This is a genomic window from Pseudomonas sp. 22490, assembly GCF_052044465.1.
GTDB lineage: Bacteria > Pseudomonadota > Gammaproteobacteria > Pseudomonadales > Pseudomonadaceae > Pseudomonas > Pseudomonas aeruginosa.
The window spans coordinates 223,565-243,717 of record NZ_JBQENS010000001.1; the positions used below are offsets into that span (position 1 = coordinate 223,565).

17 protein-coding genes are annotated in these 20,153 nt (G+C 69.0%); 9 read left to right on the forward strand and 8 right to left on the reverse strand.

Annotation, left to right across the window (positions count from 1 at the left end; all coding sequences use genetic code 11):
* Positions 1-12 precede the first annotated feature (12 nt).
* Entirely contained in the window at positions 13-1,068 is a 1,056-nt protein-coding gene (locus tag ACTJJX_RS00935) for an aromatic ring-hydroxylating dioxygenase subunit alpha (RefSeq protein WP_003099966.1), read from the reverse strand.
* A gap of 377 nt (positions 1,069-1,445) precedes the next feature.
* On the opposite strand from ACTJJX_RS00935, the gene ACTJJX_RS00940 reads away from it, so the two are divergent.
* Positions 1,446-2,780: an MFS transporter gene (locus tag ACTJJX_RS00940; protein WP_016852191.1), complete on the forward strand. Its 1,335-nt coding sequence runs from the start codon at positions 1,446-1,448 to the stop codon at positions 2,778-2,780.
* A 14-nt stretch (positions 2,781-2,794) separates the two neighbouring features.
* Here ACTJJX_RS00940 and ACTJJX_RS00945 read toward each other — a convergent pair whose 3' ends face one another.
* On the reverse strand, positions 2,795-3,691 hold the full coding sequence (locus tag ACTJJX_RS00945) for a LysR family transcriptional regulator (RefSeq protein WP_003095545.1): 897 nt from the start codon (positions 3,689-3,691) through the stop codon (positions 2,795-2,797).
* A 100-nt stretch (positions 3,692-3,791) separates the two neighbouring features.
* Here ACTJJX_RS00945 and mdlC point away from each other — a divergent pair, with 100 nt between their 5' ends.
* From mdlC to ACTJJX_RS00965, 4 genes are all read left to right on the forward strand, one after another.
* Positions 3,792-5,378, forward strand: coding sequence for a benzoylformate decarboxylase (mdlC, locus tag ACTJJX_RS00950; RefSeq protein ID WP_003099962.1), 1,587 nt, complete (start codon positions 3,792-3,794; stop codon positions 5,376-5,378).
* A gap of 86 nt (positions 5,379-5,464) precedes the next feature.
* Positions 5,465-6,805 carry an MFS transporter gene (locus tag ACTJJX_RS00955; RefSeq protein WP_003112299.1) on the forward strand — a complete coding sequence of 447 codons (1,341 nt, stop codon included), beginning with the start codon at positions 5,465-5,467 and terminating at the stop codon, positions 6,803-6,805.
* A gap of 22 nt (positions 6,806-6,827) precedes the next feature.
* Complete coding sequence (locus ACTJJX_RS00960; RefSeq protein ID WP_003107137.1) at positions 6,828-8,297, forward strand: aldehyde dehydrogenase family protein; 1,470 nt, start codon at positions 6,828-6,830, stop codon at positions 8,295-8,297.
* A 107-nt stretch (positions 8,298-8,404) separates the two neighbouring features.
* Complete coding sequence (locus ACTJJX_RS00965) at positions 8,405-9,658, forward strand: OprD family porin (RefSeq protein ID WP_003162666.1); 1,254 nt, start codon at positions 8,405-8,407, stop codon at positions 9,656-9,658.
* A gap of 144 nt (positions 9,659-9,802) precedes the next feature.
* Here the strand turns inward: ACTJJX_RS00965 and ACTJJX_RS00970 are convergent, their stop codons facing one another.
* The gene (locus ACTJJX_RS00970; RefSeq protein WP_031802931.1) at positions 9,803-12,739 is read right to left on the reverse strand and encodes a TonB-dependent receptor; all 2,937 of its coding nucleotides are present in this window, start codon (positions 12,737-12,739) and stop codon (positions 9,803-9,805) included.
* A gap of 197 nt (positions 12,740-12,936) precedes the next feature.
* Between ACTJJX_RS00970 and ACTJJX_RS00975 the strand changes: the two genes are divergently transcribed.
* Positions 12,937-13,473 carry a sigma-70 family RNA polymerase sigma factor gene (locus ACTJJX_RS00975; protein ID WP_003112302.1) on the forward strand — a complete coding sequence of 179 codons (537 nt, stop codon included), beginning with the start codon at positions 12,937-12,939 and terminating at the stop codon, positions 13,471-13,473.
* Positions 13,466-14,488 carry a FecR family protein gene (locus tag ACTJJX_RS00980; RefSeq protein ID WP_016852189.1) on the forward strand — a complete coding sequence of 341 codons (1,023 nt, stop codon included), beginning with the start codon at positions 13,466-13,468 and terminating at the stop codon, positions 14,486-14,488. Before ACTJJX_RS00975 ends, ACTJJX_RS00980 begins: the two co-directional genes overlap by 8 nt.
* 15 nt (positions 14,489-14,503) lie before the next feature.
* On the opposite strand, the gene ACTJJX_RS00985 is transcribed toward ACTJJX_RS00980, so the two are convergent.
* The 5 genes from ACTJJX_RS00985 to desT form a co-directional block, all read right to left on the reverse strand.
* On the reverse strand, positions 14,504-15,076 hold the full coding sequence (locus ACTJJX_RS00985; protein WP_003135459.1) for a HupE/UreJ family protein: 573 nt from the start codon (positions 15,074-15,076) through the stop codon (positions 14,504-14,506).
* Positions 15,077-15,105: 29 nt separating this feature from the next.
* Positions 15,106-15,720, reverse strand: coding sequence for an urease accessory protein UreG (gene ureG, locus ACTJJX_RS00990; protein ID WP_003095530.1), 615 nt, complete (start codon positions 15,718-15,720; stop codon positions 15,106-15,108).
* 10 nt (positions 15,721-15,730) lie between these two features.
* A complete protein-coding gene (locus ACTJJX_RS00995) occupies positions 15,731-16,402 on the reverse strand; it encodes an urease accessory protein UreF (protein ID WP_003095528.1) in 672 nt (223 codons plus the stop codon).
* The gene (gene ureE / locus ACTJJX_RS01000; protein ID WP_003095526.1) at positions 16,399-16,902 is read right to left on the reverse strand and encodes an urease accessory protein UreE; all 504 of its coding nucleotides are present in this window, start codon (positions 16,900-16,902) and stop codon (positions 16,399-16,401) included. The genes ACTJJX_RS00995 and ureE overlap by 4 nt, the downstream gene beginning before the upstream one ends.
* A gap of 229 nt (positions 16,903-17,131) precedes the next feature.
* Complete coding sequence (desT, locus tag ACTJJX_RS01005) at positions 17,132-17,761, reverse strand: TetR family transcriptional regulator DesT (protein WP_003107570.1); 630 nt, start codon at positions 17,759-17,761, stop codon at positions 17,132-17,134.
* Between the two features lie 158 nt (positions 17,762-17,919).
* Here desT and ACTJJX_RS01010 point away from each other — a divergent pair, with 158 nt between their 5' ends.
* Complete coding sequence (locus tag ACTJJX_RS01010; RefSeq protein ID WP_016852188.1) at positions 17,920-19,020, forward strand: ferredoxin reductase; 1,101 nt, start codon at positions 17,920-17,922, stop codon at positions 19,018-19,020.
* Positions 19,017-20,129 carry a fatty acid desaturase DesB gene (gene desB / locus ACTJJX_RS01015; protein WP_016852187.1) on the forward strand — a complete coding sequence of 371 codons (1,113 nt, stop codon included), beginning with the start codon at positions 19,017-19,019 and terminating at the stop codon, positions 20,127-20,129. Before ACTJJX_RS01010 ends, desB begins: the two co-directional genes overlap by 4 nt.
* Positions 20,130-20,153: the final 24 nt, after the last annotated feature.

Consider the following 20,153-nt stretch of genomic DNA (forward strand, 5'->3'; position numbering starts at 1 on the left):
CGAAGGCTCCCGTCAGGCCTGGGCGCGGTTGGGGGCGGCGGCCTGGCGCTCGTCCGCCAGCAGGCGCTCGATGATGCGCCGGGCCTGCACGCCGCCGGCGTCAATGTTCAGTTTCAGCAGGTCGCGCCGTGGATGGCGCAGCAGGTTGCGCTGTTGGCTCTCGAGCATTTCCAGGTCTTCGCCGAAGATCTTTCCCTGGCCTTCGCGAATGCTCTCGGTAAGCGCCTGGTCGTGGGCCTGGAAGTTGCGCGCCATGCCCCAGAAGTACCAGATGGAAGTGGCGCTCTCCGGGGTGATGAAGTCGACCACGATGCTCGCCGCCTTGCGCTCCGCCGGCGCCTGGTAGCCGCCGTGGCCGGCGTGGGCCACGCCGACCTCGATCAGCACGTGGCTGGGCGGCGTGAAGCGGCAGATCTGCCAGCGGTCCACCGCCACGTCGTCGGCCAGGCCGTTGCCGCGCAGGGCCATGCGCCAGAACGGCGGGGCCATGACATTCTGCATGTGGCGGCTGGTGATCACCTCGTCGCCTTCCACCCGCGTGGTCGGCGCGGCCTCGTCGATTTCCTTCTGGCCGATGCTGGACGCATGGACATAGGTCTCGTGGGTCAGGTCCATCAGGTTGTCGATCATCAGGCGATAGTCGCAGTGGATGTGGTACAGCCCGCCGCCATAGGCCCAATCGGGGCTTTCCGCCCATTCCAGGCGGGGTATCAGCGCGGCGTCGGCCTGTTCTTCCGCGCCCGGCCAGACCCAGACGAAGCCGTGCCGCTCCTGCACCGGGAAGCGACGGATGCAGGGGAAGCCGCGGACCCGCTGGCCGGGCATCGCGCGGGTGCGACCGTCCTCGCCCATCGCCAGGCCGTGGTAGCCGCAGACCAGCACGCCGTCCTCGACGAAGCCCAGCGACAGCGGCGCGCCACGGTGCGGGCAGAAATCCTCGAGGGCCGCCACGCGGCCGTCCTCGCCTCGGTAGAAAACCATCGGCTCGTCGCAGATGCGTCGGCCGAGCGGCTTGCCGGCCAGTTCGTCGGGGGTGCAGGCCACGTACCAGGCGTTCTTCGGAAACATCGTCGGATCCTCTCGTTGTTCTTGTAATTGGATCCAATGATTCGCGAGGCAACTTTTCCAAGTCAACCGCTTCTGTACAAAAAATAATCCGTTCGATAGTCGCACATAAAAAAATTCAGGAATAAATCGCTCAATTATCTCGTTCCAGAGCCTTTCTCAGATTTCGCTGACAGTGGGATATCCACTGGCCATCCGTTTTCTTGTCGCACAAATGGATCCAATAGGATTGCGGCATCGACGCAACGGTGCCAGGGTGCCTGCGCTTGCCGTGCCTACAACAACAAGAAAAGGGTCTTCCCGATGATGGATTCCTGCATTCCCGCGCCTCGCTCCCGCCTGCCGTCGCTTCTTTCCTGTCCGCTCGGGGAGGGCCGCCCATGAACCGGGACTTGCGCCGCGCTCTCGACGACGAACCGATGCGGCCGTTCCAGTGGCTGGCGGTGGCTGTGTGCATCGTGCTCAACCTGATCGATGGCTTCGACGTGCTGGTGATGGCCTTCACCGCATCCTCGGTGGCCGCCGAATGGAACCTTGGCGGCGCCGAGATCGGCCTGCTGCTCAGCGCCGGCCTCTTCGGCATGGCCGCCGGCTCGCTGTTCATCGCGCCCTGGGCCGACCGCTGGGGGCGCCGCCCGCTGATCCTCGCCTGCCTGGCGCTGTCGGGCCTGGGCATGCTCGCCTCGGCGCTGAGCCAGGCGGCCTGGCAACTGGCGTTGCTGCGCGGGCTGACCGGACTGGGTATCGGCGGCATCCTCGCCAGCAGCAACGTGATCGCCAGCGAGTACGCCTCGCGCCGCTGGCGCGGCCTGGCGGTAAGCCTGCAATCCACCGGCTACGCGCTCGGCGCGACCCTTGGCGGACTGCTCGCGGTATGGCTGATCGGCGCCTGGGGCTGGCGCTCGGTGTTCGTCTTCGGCGCTGGCCTGACCCTGGCGGTGATCCCGCTGGTCTGCCTGTGCCTGCCGGAGTCGCTGGACTTCCTCCTGGCGCGCCGGCCGCCGCGGGCGTTGCAACGGGTCAACGCGCTGGCCCGGCACCTGGGCCGCGCGGCGCTCGCCGAACTGCCGAGCCCGCCCGGTGGCGGAGCGGAGCACGGTAGCCGCCTCGCCCGGTTGCTTTGCGTTGCCCAGCGACGTACCACGCTGCTGCTCTGGGCGCTGTTTTTCCTGGTGATGTTCGGCTTCTACTTCATCATGAGCTGGACGCCGAAGCTGCTGGTCGCCGCCGGCCTGTCCACCGCCCAGGGCATCACCGGCGGCACCCTGCTGAGCATCGGCGGGATCTTCGGTGCCGCCTTGCTCGGCGGGCTTGCCGCGCGCTTTCGCCTGGAACGGGTGCTGGCGCTGTTCATGCTGCTTACCGCCGCTCTGCTCGCGCTGTTCTCGCTGAGCGCCGGGCTGCCCGGCGCGGCCTTGCCGCTGGGACTGCTGATCGGGCTTTGCGCCAACGCCTGCGTGGCCGGCCTGTATGCCCTGGCGCCGAGCCTCTACGACGCTTCGGTGCGTGCCACCGGGGTCGGCTGGGGGATCGGCGTCGGTCGCGGCGGGGCGATCCTCTCGCCGCTGGTGGCCGGGCTCCTGCTCGACGACGGCTGGCAGCCGCTGTCCCTCTATGGGGCGTTCGCGGCGGTGTTCGTCGCCGCGGCCGCCGTGTTGCCGCTGCTCGGTGCGCGGCGTCGCGAGCGCTCGCCGACGCTGGGAGACGCTGCGTGAGGGCCGCCGGCGTTTCAGCGTTGGGCGGCGATGATCGCCTCGGCGATGGTGGTGCGGAACCAGTTCAGCGCCGCCGAGCGTTCGCTGCTCTCGTGCCAGTGCAGGGAGACGTCGAACGGTGGCAGGGTGAAGGGCAGTTCGAGCATGCGCATGCCGCCTTCGGCGACGAAGCGATAGGCGATCTGCGCCGGCAGGATGGTCAGCAGCTCGGTACCGGGAATGATCTTCGGCAGCACCGAGAAGTGCGGCACCCGCAGGCTGATGCGGCGCTGCACCTGCATGGCCTCGAGCACGTCCTCGGCGATGCCGTGGCCGGAGGTACGGGTCACCACGATGTGCCGCTCGGCCAGGTACTGCTCCAGGCTCAGGCTGTCGCCGATCCGCGGGTGGCGGTCGCTGAGCAGGCACACGTAGCGCTCGTGCAGGACCCGCTGGCTGCGCGCGCCGGGCACCGGCTGGCGGCAGATCGCCGCGTCGACCTTGGCGCTGCTCAGCCAGGCGCCGACCTCGTCCACCTGCAGCGGCAGCACTTCCACTTCGGCGAACGGCGCGTCGCGGGTCAGGCGTTCGAGGATCAGCGAGAGGAAACCCACTTCGCCGAGATCGGTGAGGGCGATGCGGAAACGTCGCTCGGTGGTTGCCGGATCGAAGTGGCGAACGCTCTGTACCGCGCCCTCGATGCGCGTCAGCGACTCACGGAAGGTGCCGTAGAGCTGCTCGGCGACGAAGGTCGGCTGGATGCCGTCGCGGGTGCGGGTGAACAACGCGTCGTCGAACAGTTCGCGCAGGCGCGCCAGGGCGTAGCTCACCGATGGCTGGGTGACGAACAGGCGCTCCGCGGCGAGGGTCACGCTGCCGGCTTCGTAGAGGGTGACGAAGGTGCGGATCAGGTTGAGATCGATCGGACTCATATAGACCAGTTCTATTTTTTATAGAAAGAGTATCGATTTGATTGATTATCGAGCGGCTGCAACAGTAGCGCAAATCCAGGAAACGAGCTTGAAGGCCTGCATGAAAACCGTCCATTCCGCGTCTTACGAGATCCTCCGTCGCCACGGCCTGACCACCGTCTTCGGCAACCCCGGCTCCAACGAGCTGCCGTTCCTCAAGGACTTCCCCGAGGATTTCCGCTACATCCTCGGCCTGCACGAGGGCGCGGTGGTCGGCATGGCCGATGGCTTCGCCCTGGCCAGCGGCCGCCCGGCCTTCGTCAACCTGCATGCGGCGGCTGGCACCGGCAACGGTATGGGTGCCCTGACCAACGCCTGGTACTCCCATAGCCCCCTGGTCATCACCGCCGGGCAGCAGGTGCGCTCGATGATCGGGGTCGAGGCGATGCTCGCCAACGTCGATGCCGGACAACTGCCCAAGCCGCTGGTGAAATGGAGCCACGAGCCGGCCTGCGCCCAGGATGTACCGCGCGCGCTGAGCCAGGCGATCCAGACCGCCAGCCTGCCGCCGCGGGCGCCGGTGTACCTGTCGATTCCCTACGACGACTGGGCGCAACCGGCGCCGGCCGGCGTCGAACACCTGGCTGCGCGCCAGGTCAGCGGCGCCGCGCTGCCCGCGCCGGCATTGCTGGCCGAACTCGGCGAGCGCCTGTCGCGCTCGCGCAACCCGGTGCTGGTGCTCGGTCCGGACGTCGACGGGGCGAATGCCAACGGCCTGGCCGTGGAACTGGCGGAGAAGCTGCGGATGCCGGCCTGGGTCGCGCCGTCGGCCTCGCGTTGTCCGTTCCCCACCCGTCATGCCTGCTTCCGCGGCGTGCTGCCGGCGGCCATCGCCGGGATCAGCCGGCTGCTGGACGGCCACGACCTGATCCTGGTGGTCGGCGCGCCGGTGTTCCGCTATCACCAGTTCGCCCCCGGCGATTACCTGCCGGCCGGCGCCGAGCTGGTGCAGGTCACCTGCGATCCCGGCGAAGCGGCACGGGCGCCGATGGGCGACGCGTTGGTCGGCGACATCGCGCTGACCCTCGAGGCACTGCTCGAACAGGTCCGCCCCAGTGCGCGGCCGTTGCCCGAGGCGCTGCCGCGACCGCCGGCGCTGGCCGAGGAGGGCGGACCGCTGCGTCCGGAAACCGTGTTCGACGTGATCGATGCGCTGGCGCCGCGCGACGCCATCTTCGTCAAGGAGTCGACTTCCACCGTGACCGCCTTCTGGCAGCGCGTGGAGATGCGCGAGCCGGGCAGCTACTTCTTCCCGGCCGCCGGCGGCCTCGGCTTCGGCCTGCCGGCGGCGGTCGGTGCGCAACTGGCGCAGCCGCGGCGGCAGGTGATCGGGATCATCGGCGACGGCTCGGCCAACTACGGCATCACCGCGCTCTGGAGTGCCGCGCAATACCGCGTGCCGGCGGTGTTCATCATCCTCAAGAACGGTACCTACGGCGCCCTGCGCTGGTTCGCCGGGGTGCTCGAGGTGCCCGATGCGCCGGGGCTCGACGTGCCCGGCCTGGACTTCTGCGCGATCGCCCGCGGCTATGGCGTCGAGGCGCTCCACGCGGCCACCCGCGAAGAGCTGGAAGGTGCCTTGAAGCATGCCCTGGCCGCTGATCGCCCGGTTTTGATCGAGGTGCCGACGCAAACCATCGAACCCTGATGTTCCACGGCGCCGCCCCATGCCAGAGTGGGCGGTGCCGACCGACGCCCGCGTGCGCCCATAACAAGAACAAGAGAGAGGTTGGTATGAACAGGCAATCCGCTGCGGCGGTGATCGACGCTGCCCGCTTTAACCGTACTCACTGGCTGATCCTCGGCTGGGGGTGTTTCATCATGCTGTTCGACGGCTACGACATGGTCATCTACGGCTCGGTGGTGCCACGCCTGATGCAGGAGTGGCAGCTGAGCCCGGTGCAGGCCGGCACCCTCGGCAGTTGCGCGCTGTTCGGCATGCTCTTCGGCGGCACCCTGCTGGCGCCGCTGGCGGACCGTTTCGGCCGGCGCCGCCTGGTGATCGCCACCACCCTGCTGGCGAGCCTCGCCGCCTTCCTCACCGGGCACGCCCGCGACCCGCTGGAGCTGGGCGCCGGACGCTTCTTCACCGGCCTGGCACTGGGCGCGCTGGTGCCCAGCGCGATCAACCTGATCAGCGAATTCGCCCCGGCCGGGCGGCGCAGCACCCTGGTCACGGTGATGTCGGCCTTCTACTCGGTGGGCGCGGTGCTCTCGGCGCTACTGGCGATCGCCATGATCCCCGCCTGGGGCTGGCAATCGGTGTTCTACGTGGCGGTGCTACCGGTACTGGCGGTGCCGCTGATGTTGCGCTGGTTGCCGGAGTCGGCGGCGTTCCTCGAACTCAAGGGCCGCCGCGCCGAACTGGACGCGCTGCTGCGCAAGGTCGATCCCGACTACCGGCCCGGCGCCGAGCGGGCGAACGCTGTCGCGGCCGAAGCGCCGAGCGGACGGGTCGCCCAGTTGTTCGAGGGGCGCCAGGCAGTGGGCACCCTGCTGCTGTGGGTGGCCTTCGCCATGTGCATGCTGATGAGCTACGGGCTCAACACCTGGTTGCCGAAACTGATGGCCGGCGGCGGCTACGCCCTCGGTTCGAGCCTGGCGTTCCTCGTCACCCTGAATGTCGGGGCGACCCTCGGTGCGTTGTTCGGCGGCTGGCTGGCCGACCGCCTTGGCGCCGGCCGCACCCTGGTGCTGTTCTTCGCCCTGGCCGCGGCCTCCCTGGCGGCCCTCGGCCTGGGGCCAGGCCCCTGGCTGCTCAACGGCCTGCTGGTGGTGGCCGGCGCCACCACCATCGGCACCCTGGCGGTGATCCATGCCTACGCCGCGCAGTTCTATCCGGCCTGGGTGCGCTCCACCGGGGTCGGCTGGGCCGCCGGCGTCGGCCGCCTCGGCGCCATCGCCGGGCCGATGCTCGGCGGCAGCCTGCTGGCCCTGGAGCTGCCGTTCCAGCAGAACTTCCTGGCCTTCGCCGCGCCCGGCGTGATCGGCGCGCTGGCGATCGCCTGCATCCACCTGCGGCCGCGCGTGCCGGCGGAAGCGTCCGTCGACGCGACGGCGAAGAAACCCCTGTGATTTTCGAAAGAGGAGAAGAGCGATGAGCGATTCCCGTTATACCGACCTCGGTCTCCAGCCCCTGGCCGGCGAGTGGCGCCACGGCCGGGCCGGCCGCCGGCTGAAGGTGAGCAACCCGTTCGACGGCAGCCTGTTGCTGGAGATCGAGCAGGCCGACCGCGACGACCTCGATGCCGCTTACGCCAAGGCCGCCGAGGTCCAGCCGGCATGGGCCGCGCTCGGGCCCTCGGCACGCGCGGCGGTACTGTACAAGGCGGTGGAGGTGTTCGACCGCCGCCACGAGGAGATCGTCGACTGGATCATCCGCGAGTCCGGCAGCACCCGCCTGAAGGCCGAGATCGAATGGGGCGCGGCGCGCGCGATCACCCTGGAGTCGGCGTCGTTCCCGGCACGGGTGCACGGGCGCATCGTCGAGTCCGACGTGCCGGGCAAGGAAAGCCGGGTCTACCGCAGCGCCATCGGCGTGGTCGGGGTGATCAGCCCGTGGAACTTCCCGCTGCACCTGACCCAGCGTTCCATCGCCCCGGCCCTGGCGCTGGGCAACGCGGTGGTGGTCAAGCCGGCTAGCGACACGCCGGTCTGCGGCGGACTGCTGCTGGCGCGGATCTTCGAAGAGGCCGGGCTGCCGGCCGGGCTGTTCAGCGTGGTGGTCGGCCCTGGCAGCGAGATCGGCGACGCCTTCGTCGAGCACCCGGTGCCGGGCCTGGTGACCTTCACCGGATCGACCCCGGTGGGCCGCAACATCGGCCGCATCGCCAGCGGCGGCGCGCACCTCAAGCACGTGGCGCTGGAGCTGGGCGGCAACAGTCCGTTCGTGGTGCTCGGCGACGCCGATCTGGAGCAGGCGGTGAATGCCGCGGTGTTCGGCAAGTTCCTCCACCAGGGACAGATCTGCATGGCGATCAACCGCATCATCGTCGAGGACAGCCTCTACGACGCTTTCGCCGCGCGCTTCGTCGAGCGGGTCAAGGGTCTCCGGGTCGGCGATCCGCAGCGCGCCGATACCGCGGTCGGGCCGATCGTCAACGCGCGCCAGCTCGAAGGCCTGCTGGAAAAGATCCGCCTGGCCCGCCAGGAAGGCGCCAAGCCGCTGTATGAGGGCGGCGTCGATGGGCAGTTGCTGGCTCCGCACGTATTCGGCGAGGTCACCGCGACGATGGAGATCGCCCGCGATGAAATCTTCGGCCCGCTGGTCGGCCTGCTCCGCGCGCGCGACGAGGCGCATGCGCTGGAGTTGGCCAACGCCAGCGAATACGGGCTGTCCAGCGCGGTGTTCAGCCGCGACCTAGAACGCGCGGTGCGCTTTGCCCGCCAGCTTCGCGCGGGGATGACCCACGTCAACGACATTCCGGTGAACGACGAGGCCAACGCGCCCTTCGGCGGCGAGAAGAACTCCGGACTTGGCCGCTTCAACGGCGACTGGGCCATCGAGGAATTCACCACCGACCACTGGATCAGCGTGCAGCACGCGCCGCGCCAGTACCCGTTCTGACCCTGGCGGCGGGGCCCGCGCCCCGCTGCTGAACCGACCGTCGTCGCCAGGTGGCCCGCAGAGGCTGCCGGGGCTCGGTCGTCCCTGAAAAACGGAGCACAATAACAATGAAAATCCGTCGTAAAACCGCAGTCCCGCGCAATGCAGGGGCGGTCCTGCCGATGCTCGCCTGTCTTGCCGCGCAAGCTGCCGAGGGCGGCTTCCTGGAGGATGCGAAGACCGACCTGGTCTTGCGCAACTATTACTTCAACCGCGATTTCCGCGACCACGATGCCGGCAAGAGCCTGGTGGACGAGTGGGCGCAGGGCTTCATCCTCAAGTTCAGTTCCGGCTATACCCCGGGCACGGTCGGCGTCGGCCTCGACGCCATCGGCCTGTTCGGCGTGAAGCTGAACAGCGGACGTGGCACCAGCAATTCCGAGCTTCTTCCGTTGCACGATGACGGTCGCGCGGCGGACAACTATGGGCGCGTCGGCGTGGCCGCCAAGCTGCGCGTTTCGGCCAGCGAACTGAAGATCGGCGAGATGCTCCCGGACATTCCGCTGTTGCGCTACGACGACGGACGCCTGCTGCCGCAGACGTTCCGCGGTTTCGCCGTGGTTTCCCGCGAGCTGCCGGGCCTGGCTCTGCAGGCCGGACGCTTCGACGCGGTGAGCCTGCGCAATTCGGCGGACATGCAGGACCTATCGGCCTGGAGCGCGCCGACGCAGAAATCGGACGGTTTCAACTATGCCGGCGCCGAGTACCGCTTCAACCGCGAGCGCACCCAACTGGGCCTGTGGCACGGGCAACTGGAGGACGTCTACCGGCAGAGCTACGCCAACCTGCTGCACAAGCAGCGTGTCGGCGACTGGACCCTGGGCGCCAACCTCGGCCTGTTCGTCGACCGCGACGACGGCGCCGCGCGCGCCGGAGAGATCGACAGCCATACCCTCTACGGCCTGTTTTCCGCCGGCATCGGCCTGCATACCTTCTACCTTGGCCTGCAGAAGGTCGGCGGCGACAGCGGCTGGCAATCGGTCTACGGCAGCAGTGGGCGGAGCATGGGCAACGACATGTTCAACGGCAACTTCACCAACGCCGACGAACGCTCCTGGCAGGTGCGCTACGACTACGATTTCGTCGGCCTCGGCTGGCCCGGCCTGATCGGCATGGTCCGCTACGGCCATGGCTCGAACGCCACCACCAAGGCCGGTAGCGGCGGCAAGGAATGGGAGCGCGATGTCGAACTCGGCTACACCGTGCAGAGCGGTCCGCTGGCGCGGCTCAACGTGCGCCTCAACCACGCCAGCAACCGACGCAGCTTCAACAGCGACTTTGACCAGACGCGGGTGGTGGTGAGTTACCCGTTGTCGTGGTGACGGACGCTGTCTCGCCGCTCCTCCGGACAGCTCCAGAGGGATGGGGAGCGGGTGCCCCGGTGCTTCGGCGGATAACCGCTGGGCGGTTATCCGCCCTACCGGAGCGGCGCTCCGCCGCCAACGCCTGGAGGAGGAGAGGGCGGCTCAGAACTTCGCCTGCATCCCCACCCGCAGGGTACGCCCGGGCGCGGGCATGAAGCTCTGTGCCAGCGGGTCGAGGTAATAGCGGTCGGTGAGGTTCTGCAGCGAGGCATTCAGTTCGGTGTGCTCGAACAGCTTGTACTTGAGGAACAGGTCGAACAGCTGCACCGAGCGGTACTCGATCTGCGGTGTGGTGGCGCCGACCTGCCAGGGCTTGTCCGCCGTGGCGGTGGGGCCGGAGGTATAGGTCATGCGTCCGCCCAGGGTCAGGGCCTGGTCGAAGAAGCGCAGGCCGGCGGTCAGGTTGGTCGCCAGCCGCGGCGGGTTCTGCGTGTTGGTATAGGAGCCCATGAAGCTGCCCGGCGTGCAGTTCGGCGTGTTCTCGGTGCGCTGGTAGCGGTTGGCGCCGGCGCGCAGCCTGGCGGCGAAGGCGGCGTCGCAGGTCTCGGTCTTCAGGTAGTAGGTCGCCGACAGGTCGGCGAACACCCGCCCTGCGTCGTAGTGCGATTGCAGTTCGAGACCGCTGGTGCGGTAGCTGTCGGTGTTGCTGAAGGTCATCAGGCCCATCTGGCCCGGATCGTAATAGCGGGTGATGTAGTTCTTGATGGTGTTGTTGAAGTAGGCCAGCTTGATCGCCGCCGAGTCGCCGTCGGCCAACAGGCTGTCGCGCAGCGCGCTGGCACCGATCTCCCAGCTGCGCGAACGCTCGGGCTTGAGGTCCTTGCCCGGCTCGACCTGGAGGGTGCCCTGGCTGGTCTCGAACAGCGACGGCAGACGCAGGCCTTCGGTATAGGAGGCGTAGACGAAGGTATCCGGGGCCAGCTCGAAATTGATCCCGAATGCCGGCGAGAAACCGCCGCCGCGGCTGCTGCCCTTCTTGCTGTAGTTGTAGCCGGTGACCACGTTGGTGACCCGCGAGGGATGGACCGTCACGTTGGCCGGGCCGAACTCGTCGAAGGGAATGCCTTCGAACGGATTGTTGGTGTTGTTGGTGACGATGCCGTTGTTGAGGCGCGGATCGGTGGCGTCGGTGTACTGGCCGTTCTGGTCGGGGAACCACATCATCGAGCCGTAGTAGCCGGGCCTGCTCACCGTGATGAAGCGCATGTCGCGATCCTCGCGCCGCGGCGAGGCGGAGATGCCGTTGTCCTTGCTGTTGAAGTGGCTGTAGCGGCCGCCGCCCCATAGCGTCAGGCGCTCGACCGGCTTGAACTCGAGCTTGCCGTTGAGGCCGTATTCCTGGCGGGTGGCGTCCCTCAGGGTGCGGTTGGCGTTGATGTCGTGGAGGGTGGTGACCACGCTTTTCTGCGGCTGGATGTCTTCGACCTGGAACGAGCCGCCGAGGTCGAGCTTGAAATCGCCGAAGTCGGTTTCGAAGCGCGCCACGTTGTTCAGGTCGCCGCCGATGCGCCGGTTGTCCTGGCGCGTCCAGTTGCGATCGGAGCGATAGGCCTGGGAGCGCGGCGCCAGCACCGAGGTCAGCATGTCGCTCTTCGCCTCGGTCATCCACAGTCCGGTGCTGAGGTCCACCAGCGGATTGTTCTCGGGCAGGTAACGGTAGCGTGCGGTGTAGGTGTCGATCTTCACTTCGCTCAATGGGTACTGGTAGATGCCGGCGGTGCCGAAACGGAAGATGTCCGACGGCATGATCTCCCCGGTGCGCCCGTCGTAGCGACGATAGCCGAGGTCCAGGGTGTGCTCGTCGGCGATGCGCCAGGTCGCCTTGAGCAGGTAGGACTCGGTCTCCGACGACGAGTTGAGCACTTCCTCTCCTGCGTTGTAGACCTTGGCTACGCTGCTTTCCTCGCGACCGTAGCGGTTGTAGACGCGATAGCGGTTCTGGCCTTTCTTGCCGGAAAAGTAGTTGCCCTGATTGCGCTGCGCATAGGCGGCGACCAGGTCCAGATGCTCGTTGCGGTAGGCGAAGGCGGCGCTGCCGGACTTGGCCTGGGAGCCGAACAGGCTGCCGCGGTCATCGTGCGGCACGCTGCTGAGATTCTCGGTCTTCGAACTGGCGCTGCGGTGCTGCGGGGCGGCGCCGTTGTTCCAGACGTTGCCGGTGAAGCGCATGCCGAGGTCCTTACCGTCCACCAGGATGTCCTTGACGCCGATGGTGCGCATTTCCACGCTGCCGCCGATCGCGCCCGAGCGGGTCGAGGGACCCTTGTCGACGGTCACGCTGCTGACCAGGTCGGGATCGATGTAGCTGCGCTGCTGGGTGCCGGCGTAGCCGCGGTAGACGTCCAGCGCCTGCTCCGCGCCGTCGACCCGCACCGCCACCCGGCTCTGCCCCTGGATGCCGCGGATGTTGACGTCCAGCGCGCCACCGTTGCGGCTGTCGCCGACCTGTACGCCCGGGATGCCCTGGAGCAGGTCACCCACGGAAACCCGGCCGAAGCGGTCGATGTCTTCGCTGGAGAGGTACACCGACGAGCGCGGCGCGGTATAGGTTTCCTTCTGCGGATCGGCCAGCTCGGCGGCCGAGACCACCACCGGCGACAGGTCGGCCGGGGCTTCTCCGGACATGCGCGGCTCGACCAGCAGGTAGGCGCCGGAGGTTCCCGCCGCGACCTGCAGGCCGGTGTTCGACAGCACTCGCTGCAAGCCTTCCAGTACGCTGTAGCGACCCTTGAGCGCCGGCGCCGTGCGGCCGCGGGTCAGCTCGGGGTCGAAGGACAGCAGCAGGCCCGACTGGCTGGCGAAGGCGCCCAGGGAGGCGCCCAGCGAACCCGCCGGGATGTCGTAGCTGCGCGGCGTGGCGTCGTCCAGGCGGGTAGCCGCGCTGTGCTGGCCGACGCTCTGCGCGTGGGCCAGGCCGCCGCCGAGCAGGCCGGCGCCGGCCGCCGACAGGCCGAGCAGGGCCCAGCGCAGGGCAAGGGTGAGCGGGGAGAGGCGCGACAAGGGGCGCGCCAGGCTGGGGATAGGGCGTTGTAGGGACATGACTTCTTCGCTCGCAGGGTTGGCGCCCGGCATTGCGGGCTCTCATTCCCTCTGTCGCACGAGATCGGAAAAGGGATATTTCGGGTTCGGCGGGCCGGACGGAAAGGGTCGCCGGCATTGTGGTCAACGCAAAATTAGTGATAATAGTTTTCATTTGCGATTGAATCCAGCTGACTATTCCGATGAATGCGCCTCCGATGAATGCGCCGAGTTCCTGCCTGTCCGCGGACCGCGACGGCGTCGCCACGCTCTACCGTGAAAACCATGCCTGGCTGCGCAACTGGCTGGCCTACCGACTCCGCTCCTGGGGACGCGGCGTGGCCGACGACCTGGCCCATGACACCTTCCTGCGCATTCTCGCCAGCCGCGACGGCGGCCAGCGTGAAGCGATCCGTCAGCCGCGCGCCTATCTCACCCGTATCGCCAACTGCGTGTTGGTCAGTTGGCGCCGTCGCCAATCGCTGGAACTTGCCTGGCTGGAGGCCCTGGCCACGCTGCCCGAGCCGTTGCAGCCGTCGCCGGAACAACAGAGCGTGATCGTCGAGACCCTGCACGAGATCGACGCGCTGCTCGATACCCTGCGCCCGCGGGTGAAACAGGCATTCCTGATGGCGACGCTGGACGGCATGAAGCAGAAGGACATCGCCCAGGCGCTGGGCGTCGCGCTGCCGACGGTGAAGAAGTTCATCCACCAGGCCTACGTGACCTGCCTGAGCCTGATGCCCGATGAATGACCGCGCCTCCCGCCGGGCGCCGCAGGCGGGCGATACGGAGCTTTCCGGGCCGCCGGCCGCCGAGGCGATCGCCCCGCAGGTGCTCAGGGAGACCGCCTCCTGGCTGCTGCTGATGCAGGAGGGGCCGCTGGCTCCGGCGCAGCAGGCCGAGCTGGAGTCCTGGCGCTCGCGCAGCCCCGAGCACCAGCGCGCCTGGCGGCGCGCCGAGCGTCTGCTGGCGAATATCGGTTCGCTGCCGCCGGCGCTGGCCCGGCGTGCGCTCGAGCGTCCGTCCGGCAGCGGCCGGCGCGCGGTCCTGCGCGGCCTCGCCCTGCTGCTCGGCGGCGCACCGCTGGTCTGGTGGGGATGGCGCGCCCAGGTCTGGCGCGACGGCTTCGGCGCCGACTACCTCACTGCCGTCGGCGAGCGGCGCGATCTGGTGCTGGAGGACGGCAGCCAGGTCGAGATGAACACCGACAGCGCGCTGGACGTGCGCTACGACGCCGGCCAGCGCCTGCTGCGCCTGTATCGCGGAGAGATCTACCTCCGCACCGCGGCGGATCGGCGCGAGCCGCCGCGGCCGTTCCTGGTGCGCACCGAACAGGGCCTGATGCGCGCGCTGGGTACCGCCTTCAGCGTCCGACGCGAGGGCGCAGAGACAGTGCTGGCGGTGTACGAAGGCGCGGTACAGGTGCGTCCGGAGGGCGCCGCGAGCGCGGCGGATGGCCGGGTGATCGAGGCTGGCCAGCGGGTGCGCTTCGATCGCCAGCGGATCGGCCCCGTCGAGTCCGCCAGCGAGGCCGCGCTGGCCTGGCGCCAGGGCCTGCTGGTGGCCGACGACATGCCGCTGCGGCAGTGGGCGGGAGAACTGATGCGCTACGGGGGCGAGAGCATCGAGTGCGAGCCGTCGCTGGACGCGCTTCGGGTCTCCGGCACCTTTCCCATCGACGACCTGCCGCTGGCCCTGGCGATGCTGGCGCAGACCCATGGCCTGCGCCTCGTGCACCAAGGTCGGCGGGTGCTGATCAGGCGCTGAGGGAGGCGCGGCGGCTCAGCCGGCCAGCAACCAGACCCCGGCGCCCGCCGAGGCCAGCCCGGCGAGACGTACCAGGGGCGCGGCCGCCTGCGGCAGGAAGCGCACCAGCGCGTAGCCGGCGGCGTGCAGCGCGGCGGTGGCGGCGACGAAACCGAGCGCGTACAGCCAGGGGCTGGAGAGGTCCGGCAGCTCCAGGCCGTGGGCGACCCCGTGGGCCAGGGCGAACAGCGCGGTGGCGGCCATCGCCAGCGCCAGCGGCGGGCGCACGGCGAGGGCCACGCAGAGGCCGAGGGCGAGCACCGAGGCGGCGATGCCGGTCTCCATGAACGGCAGTTGCAGGCCCTCGAAGCCGAGCAGCCCGCCGACCAGCATGGTGCCGACGAAGGTGCAGGGCAGGGCGAGGCGCGCGGCTCCCTGTTGCTGGGCGGCCCAGAGGCCGACGGCGAACATCGCCAGCAGGTGGTCGAGGCCGGTGAGCGGATGGGCGAGGCCGGCGACCAGGCCGTGTTCGCCGTGGCCGGGGTGGGCGAAGGCCAGCGCCGGCGCGGCGAGCAGGGCGAGGGCGGCGAGCAGCTTGGGCAGTTTCATTGGCGGTTCCTTGTCGTTGCGAGGTGGCGTCAGGCGGCGGTCAGCAGGCCCTGGCGCTCGATGAAGGCGATGATTTCGTCCAGCCCCTGGCCGGTCTTCTGGTTGCTGAACACGAACGGCTTGTCGCCGCGCATGCGCCGGGCGTCCCGGTCCATCACGTCGAGGGAGGCGCCGACCAGCGGCGCCAGGTCGATCTTGTTGATCACCAGCAGGTCCGACTTGCAGATGCCGGGGCCGCCCTTGCGCGGGATCTTGTCGCCGGCGGAAACGTCGATCACGTAGAGGGTCAGGTCGGACAGCTCGGGGCTGAAGGTGGCCGACAGGTTGTCGCCCCCGGATTCCACCAGGATAAGTTCGAGGCCGGGGAAGCGCCGGTTGAGCTGGTCCACCGCCTCCAGGTTGATCGAGGCGTCCTCGCGGATCGCCGTGTGCGGGCAGCCGCCGGTTTCCACGCCGATGATCCGCTCGGGGGCGAGGGCCTCGTTGCGCACCAGGAACTCTGCGTCTTCCTGGGTATAGATGTCGTTGGTGACCACCGCGAGGTTGTAGCGCTCGCGCAGTTCGCGGCACAGGGCCAGGGTCAGGGCGGTCTTGCCGGAGCCCACCGGACCGCCGATGCCGACACGCAGGGGTTGGGATGTCATGGGGTTTCTCCTAGGAACGGAACAGACGGCTGTACTGGGTTTCGTGGGTCATGCTGGCCAGCGCCAGACCGAACGCGGCGCTGCCCTCGACGGCGGGCCGCCGCAGCGCCTCGGCGCAGGCGCGGTCGAGTTCCGGCAGCAGGCTGGAAGCAAGTTTCTGCGCGGCCAGTTGGCCGAGCGGCAGGGTTTTCATCAGCACCGCCAACTGGTTTTCCAGCCAGCTCCAGAACCAGGCACTGAGCGCCTCCTCGGCGTCCAGGCGCCAGGCGCGCGCGGCCATCGCCCAGGCGGCGGCGAGATTGGGCGGGTCCTGGCGCGCCAGCCAGGCGCGGCCGGGAGCGTCGAGTTCGGGCAGGGCTTCCAGCAATTGGTGCAGGGAAAAGCCCATCTGCCGGCTCTCCTGGGCCAGCTCGCGGGTCTCGCGGCTGGCCCTATGGCGCTCGCTGGCCGCATCGCAGGCGGCCCAGTCGCCGATCAACGCGGCGCGCAGCAGGCCGGCCAGCAGCGGCGCCTCGAAGCGCGCCAGGTTCAGTTGCAACTGGTCGACCAGCCAGGTCCGCGCGCTCTCGGCGTCGCGCACCCAGCCATTGTCGAGGGCCGCCTCCAGGCCCTGGGAATAGCTGTATCCGCCGATCGGCAACTGCGAGCTGGCCAGGCGCAGGCGCGCCCAGATGCTGTTCACCGGCGCACGCCGAACTGGTGCAGGCGCGGCGCGTAGTTGAACTCCGCCTCGCCATGGTGCGAGTGGTGGTGGCCTCCGCCGTAGGCACCGTGCTCCGGCTGGAACGGCGCCTCGATGGCCTCCACCGTGGCGCCGAGCTGTTCGAGCATGGCTTTCAGCACGTAGTCGTCGAGCAGGCGCAGCCAGCCGTCGCCGACCTGCAGGGCGACGTGACGGTTGCCCAGGTGGTAGGCGGCTCGGGTCAGTTCCAGCGGGCTGGCGCAGGTGACGTGGAGCAGACGTTCGGAGCGGGCGACGACCCGCACCAGGCGACCGTCGCGGGCCTCCAGGCAGTCGCCGTCGGCCAGCGGAGGCTGGCCGCGCTCGAGGAACAGGCCGACCTCCTCGCCGCTCGCCGCGAAGCAGCGCAGGCGGCTCTTGCTGCGCGCCTCGTAGGTCAGGTGGAGTTCTTCGTCCCAGCGGGGCGAGCGGGCGGGCAGGCGTTGGTGGATGACCAGCATGGGCAGTTTCCGCAATGCGACAGGAAAGGGATCACAACAAGCACCAGCAAGGGCCTTGCCAGGTCGATGCGGGACGCCTGTACCGGGAAAACGGGGCCATAGGGATGTAACAAAATATTGCAGCGCGCCAGGTTGGTGCGCAACGACTTTTTTGCCGCACCGGAAAGGTGCGCGCGCGTCTAGTCCGCGGACGAACGCCGAGCCGGAGGTCCGCTGGGGAGGTGCGGGGTCAGCCGGGCAGGCCGTGCCAGTGCTTGCCGCCGATCATGATGAAACGCAGCTGGTGGGTGATCTTCGCGGCCGGCATCAGGTGCGGCGGCAGATCGGCGGCGGGTGGGTCGATCAGCTCCGGAAGGGTGGCGAAGACAGTCTTCACCACCAGGTCGGCGAACACGTCGAGGGCCGCGCCGTCGAGGTGCGGCATCTTGTTCAGCAGCGCCAGGTCGGCGGCCAGATCGTCGGTGATGCGCTGGCGCAGGCTGGCGATGGCCTGGCGGATCGGCAACGAGCCGCCGTATTGCTCGCGGGCGAGGAAGAGGAACTGCGAGCGGTTGGCGCCGACCGCGTCGAGGAAGATGCGCACCGAGGCGTCGATCAGCCCGCCCAGTTCGAACTCGTTGCGGCGCACCGCGCGCAGGGTGGCGCGGAAGGTCTCGTCGACTTCGGCGACCAGCGCCAGGCCGAGCTGGTCCATGTCGCTGAAGTGCCGGTAGAAGCCGGCCGGGACGATGCCGGCGGCGCGCGTCACTTCGCGCAGGCTGAGGCTGCCGAAGCCGCGCCCGCTTTCCATCAGGTGGCGCGCGGCGCTCATCAGCGCGTGGCGGGTCTGCTGTTTCTGTTCGGCGCGGGGTGAGGACATACGGCTTCCTTTGGCGGACCGGCGACTGTAGCAAAAGCCCTGCGACCCGGTCGAACCGGGGACGGCAGCGGTCGAAGGATACATCAGTGAACGCTTGTTGACTCGATTGCGCGGAACGGGCAAAGTTTTGTGAACGATCGTTCACTGAAATATTTTCCATGGCCTTGCTTCCCCTCGCGCTCCTGACCCCTTTGCTCGCACCCCTGCGCCGTCTCGCCGCCCGTGGCTGGCTGCGTGAGGCCGATGTCGACGGCCTGCTGCGCCACGCCCATCCGCTGGCGTCGTTGAACCGCCACTATGCGCGGGTCGAGGCACGCTACTGGGTGGCCGACGATATGCTCGCCCTGGCCCTGCGTACCGCCCCCGGCTGGCCGCCGGCGCGGCCGGGCCAGCACATCCAGCTGCTGGCGAAGCGCGACGGGGTGCGGGTCGGGCGCAGCTACAGCCTGACCCGGGTGGTCGGCGAGCGCCTGGAAATCGCCGTCAAGCGTCACCCGGACGGGCTGCTCTCGCCCTGGTTGTGCGAACACCTGGCGGTCGGCCAGCGTGTCGAGTTGCAACCCGCGCAAGGCGATCTGCGCTGGCCGATGCAGGCCGAGGCGGTCTGCCTGCTGGCCGCCGGCAGCGGCCTGACGCCCTTGCTCGGCCTGCTCCGCGAGGCGCTGGAGAACGGCTATCGCGGTCCCGTGCTGTGGCTGCACTACGTCCGTCATCCCGGCCAGCGCGCCTGGCTCGGCGAGCTGGAGGCGCTGGCGGCGCGCCACCCGAACCTGGAGTTGCGCTGGAGCCTGACCCGCGGGGCGCGGGCCGATGGCTGCCTGGAGGGGCATTTCCAGCCGCGCCACCTGGACGGCTGGGCAGCCGACCTGGCACGCAGCCAGGCCCTGGCCTGCGGGCCGGCGGCTTTCGTCGAGGCGGTGGGCGAGCAACTGGGGGCACGCTTCGCCGGCTTGCAGACGGAATCCTTCAGCGTCCCGCGCTGGCGCAGCGGGGAGGCGCCGCGCGAAGTGCGCCTGCGCTTCGCCCGGTCGCAGCGGGAAGTCTCCGGCGACAGCGCCGCCAGCCTGCTGGAACAGGCCGAGGCCCACGGCCTGCGCCCGGCCCACGGTTGCCGCCAGGGCATCTGTGCCAGTTGCACCTGCGTCCTGCTCAGCGGCTGCGTGCGCGACCTGCGCAGCGGCGCGCTGTGCAGCGAGCCCGGCCAGCCTATCCGCCTCTGCGTCAGCGCCGCCCACGGCGACCTGGCGCTGGACCTGTGAACCGACCTGCGAGCCCTGCGATGCGCGACGACCGCGAACTGACCCCGGAACAACTGGCGGCCTTCGGCGCCGAACTCGACGCCCTGCGCCAGCGTACCCTGGCCGATCTCGGCGCGGACGACGCGCGCTACATCCGCCGGGTCCGCGCGGCGGTGCGCGTCTGCTGCTGGAGCGGCAGGGCGCTGCTGATGTTCGGCTGGCTGCCGCCGACCTGGCTGCTCGGCAGCCTGCTTCTCGGCCTGGGCAAGATCCTCGAGAACATGGAACTGGGCCACAACGTCATGCACGGCCAGTACGACTGGATGAACGATCCGGAATTCGCCGGCCGCGCCTACGAGTGGGACATCGCCGGGCCGTCCGACTTCTGGCGGCACACCCACAACCATATCCACCACACCTACACCAACGTGCTGGGCAAGGACGACGACGTCGGCTACGGGGTCGTGCGCCTGTTCCCGGAGCAGCGCTGGAAGCCGTTCTACCGCTGGCAACCGCTGTGGGTGACGCTGCAGGCGCTGCTGTTCCAGTACGCGGTGGCGATCCAGCATCTGCGCCTGGACAAGTACGCCAAGGGGCGCCTGGACAAGGCCGAACTCATGCCGCTGCTACGCCGCCTGCGTGCCAAGCTGGGTCGCCAGTGGACCAAGGACTACCTGCTGTTCCCGCTTCTCGGCCTGTTCGCCGGCGGCTTTGGCGCGGTGTTCGTCGGCAACCTGCTGGCCAACGTGCTGCGCAACCTGTGGACCTTCACGGTGATCTTCTGCGGCCACTTCACCGAGAAGGCGGTGGTCTTCCCGCCCTCGGTGCTGGAGGGCGAGACCCGTGGCCACTGGTACCTGCGCCAGTTGCGCGGCTCCAGCAACCTGGAGGGCGGGCCGCTGTTCCACATCCTGACCGGCAACCTCAGCCACCAGATCGAGCACCACCTCTACCCGGACCTGCCGGCGCGTCGCTACGCCGCGTTGTCCCGCGAGGTCCGCGAAATCGCCCGGCGCTACGGGCAGACCTACAACAGCGGACGCCTGGGACGGCAATTCCTCACTGTCTTGCGGCGCATCTGGGTATATCGGCTGCCGCCGCGCGAGCCCCTCCCGGCGGGGCGCGGCTGAGCCGACGGAACGCTCGCGGCGCCC

Excerpts from the sequence above, each read along its gene's own strand:
- mdlC (WP_003099962.1), top strand. The coding sequence starts at position 3,792 with ATGAAAACCGTCCATTCCGCGTCTTACGAGATCCTCCGTCGCCACGGC.
- ACTJJX_RS00975 (WP_003112302.1), top strand. The coding sequence starts at position 12,937 with ATGAATGCGCCGAGTTCCTGCCTGTCCGCGGACCGCGACGGCGTCGCC.
- ACTJJX_RS00960 (WP_003107137.1), top strand. The coding sequence starts at position 6,828 with ATGAGCGATTCCCGTTATACCGACCTCGGTCTCCAGCCCCTGGCCGGC.
- ureE (WP_003095526.1), bottom strand. The coding sequence starts at position 16,902 with ATGCTGGTCATCCACCAACGCCTGCCCGCCCGCTCGCCCCGCTGGGAC.
- ACTJJX_RS00980 (WP_016852189.1), top strand. The coding sequence starts at position 13,466 with ATGAATGACCGCGCCTCCCGCCGGGCGCCGCAGGCGGGCGATACGGAG.
- ACTJJX_RS01010 (WP_016852188.1), top strand. The coding sequence starts at position 17,920 with ATGGCCTTGCTTCCCCTCGCGCTCCTGACCCCTTTGCTCGCACCCCTG.
- ACTJJX_RS00970 (WP_031802931.1), bottom strand. The coding sequence starts at position 12,739 with ATGTCCCTACAACGCCCTATCCCCAGCCTGGCGCGCCCCTTGTCGCGC.
- ACTJJX_RS00945 (WP_003095545.1), bottom strand. The coding sequence starts at position 3,691 with ATGAGTCCGATCGATCTCAACCTGATCCGCACCTTCGTCACCCTCTAC.
- ACTJJX_RS00965 (WP_003162666.1), top strand. The coding sequence starts at position 8,405 with ATGAAAATCCGTCGTAAAACCGCAGTCCCGCGCAATGCAGGGGCGGTC.
- ureG (WP_003095530.1), bottom strand. The coding sequence starts at position 15,720 with ATGACATCCCAACCCCTGCGTGTCGGCATCGGCGGTCCGGTGGGCTCC.
- desT (WP_003107570.1), bottom strand. The coding sequence starts at position 17,761 with ATGTCCTCACCCCGCGCCGAACAGAAACAGCAGACCCGCCACGCGCTG.
- ACTJJX_RS00985 (WP_003135459.1), bottom strand. The coding sequence starts at position 15,076 with ATGAAACTGCCCAAGCTGCTCGCCGCCCTCGCCCTGCTCGCCGCGCCG.
- ACTJJX_RS00955 (WP_003112299.1), top strand. The coding sequence starts at position 5,465 with ATGAACAGGCAATCCGCTGCGGCGGTGATCGACGCTGCCCGCTTTAAC.
- ACTJJX_RS00935 (WP_003099966.1), bottom strand. The coding sequence starts at position 1,068 with ATGTTTCCGAAGAACGCCTGGTACGTGGCCTGCACCCCCGACGAACTG.
- ACTJJX_RS00940 (WP_016852191.1), top strand. The coding sequence starts at position 1,446 with ATGAACCGGGACTTGCGCCGCGCTCTCGACGACGAACCGATGCGGCCG.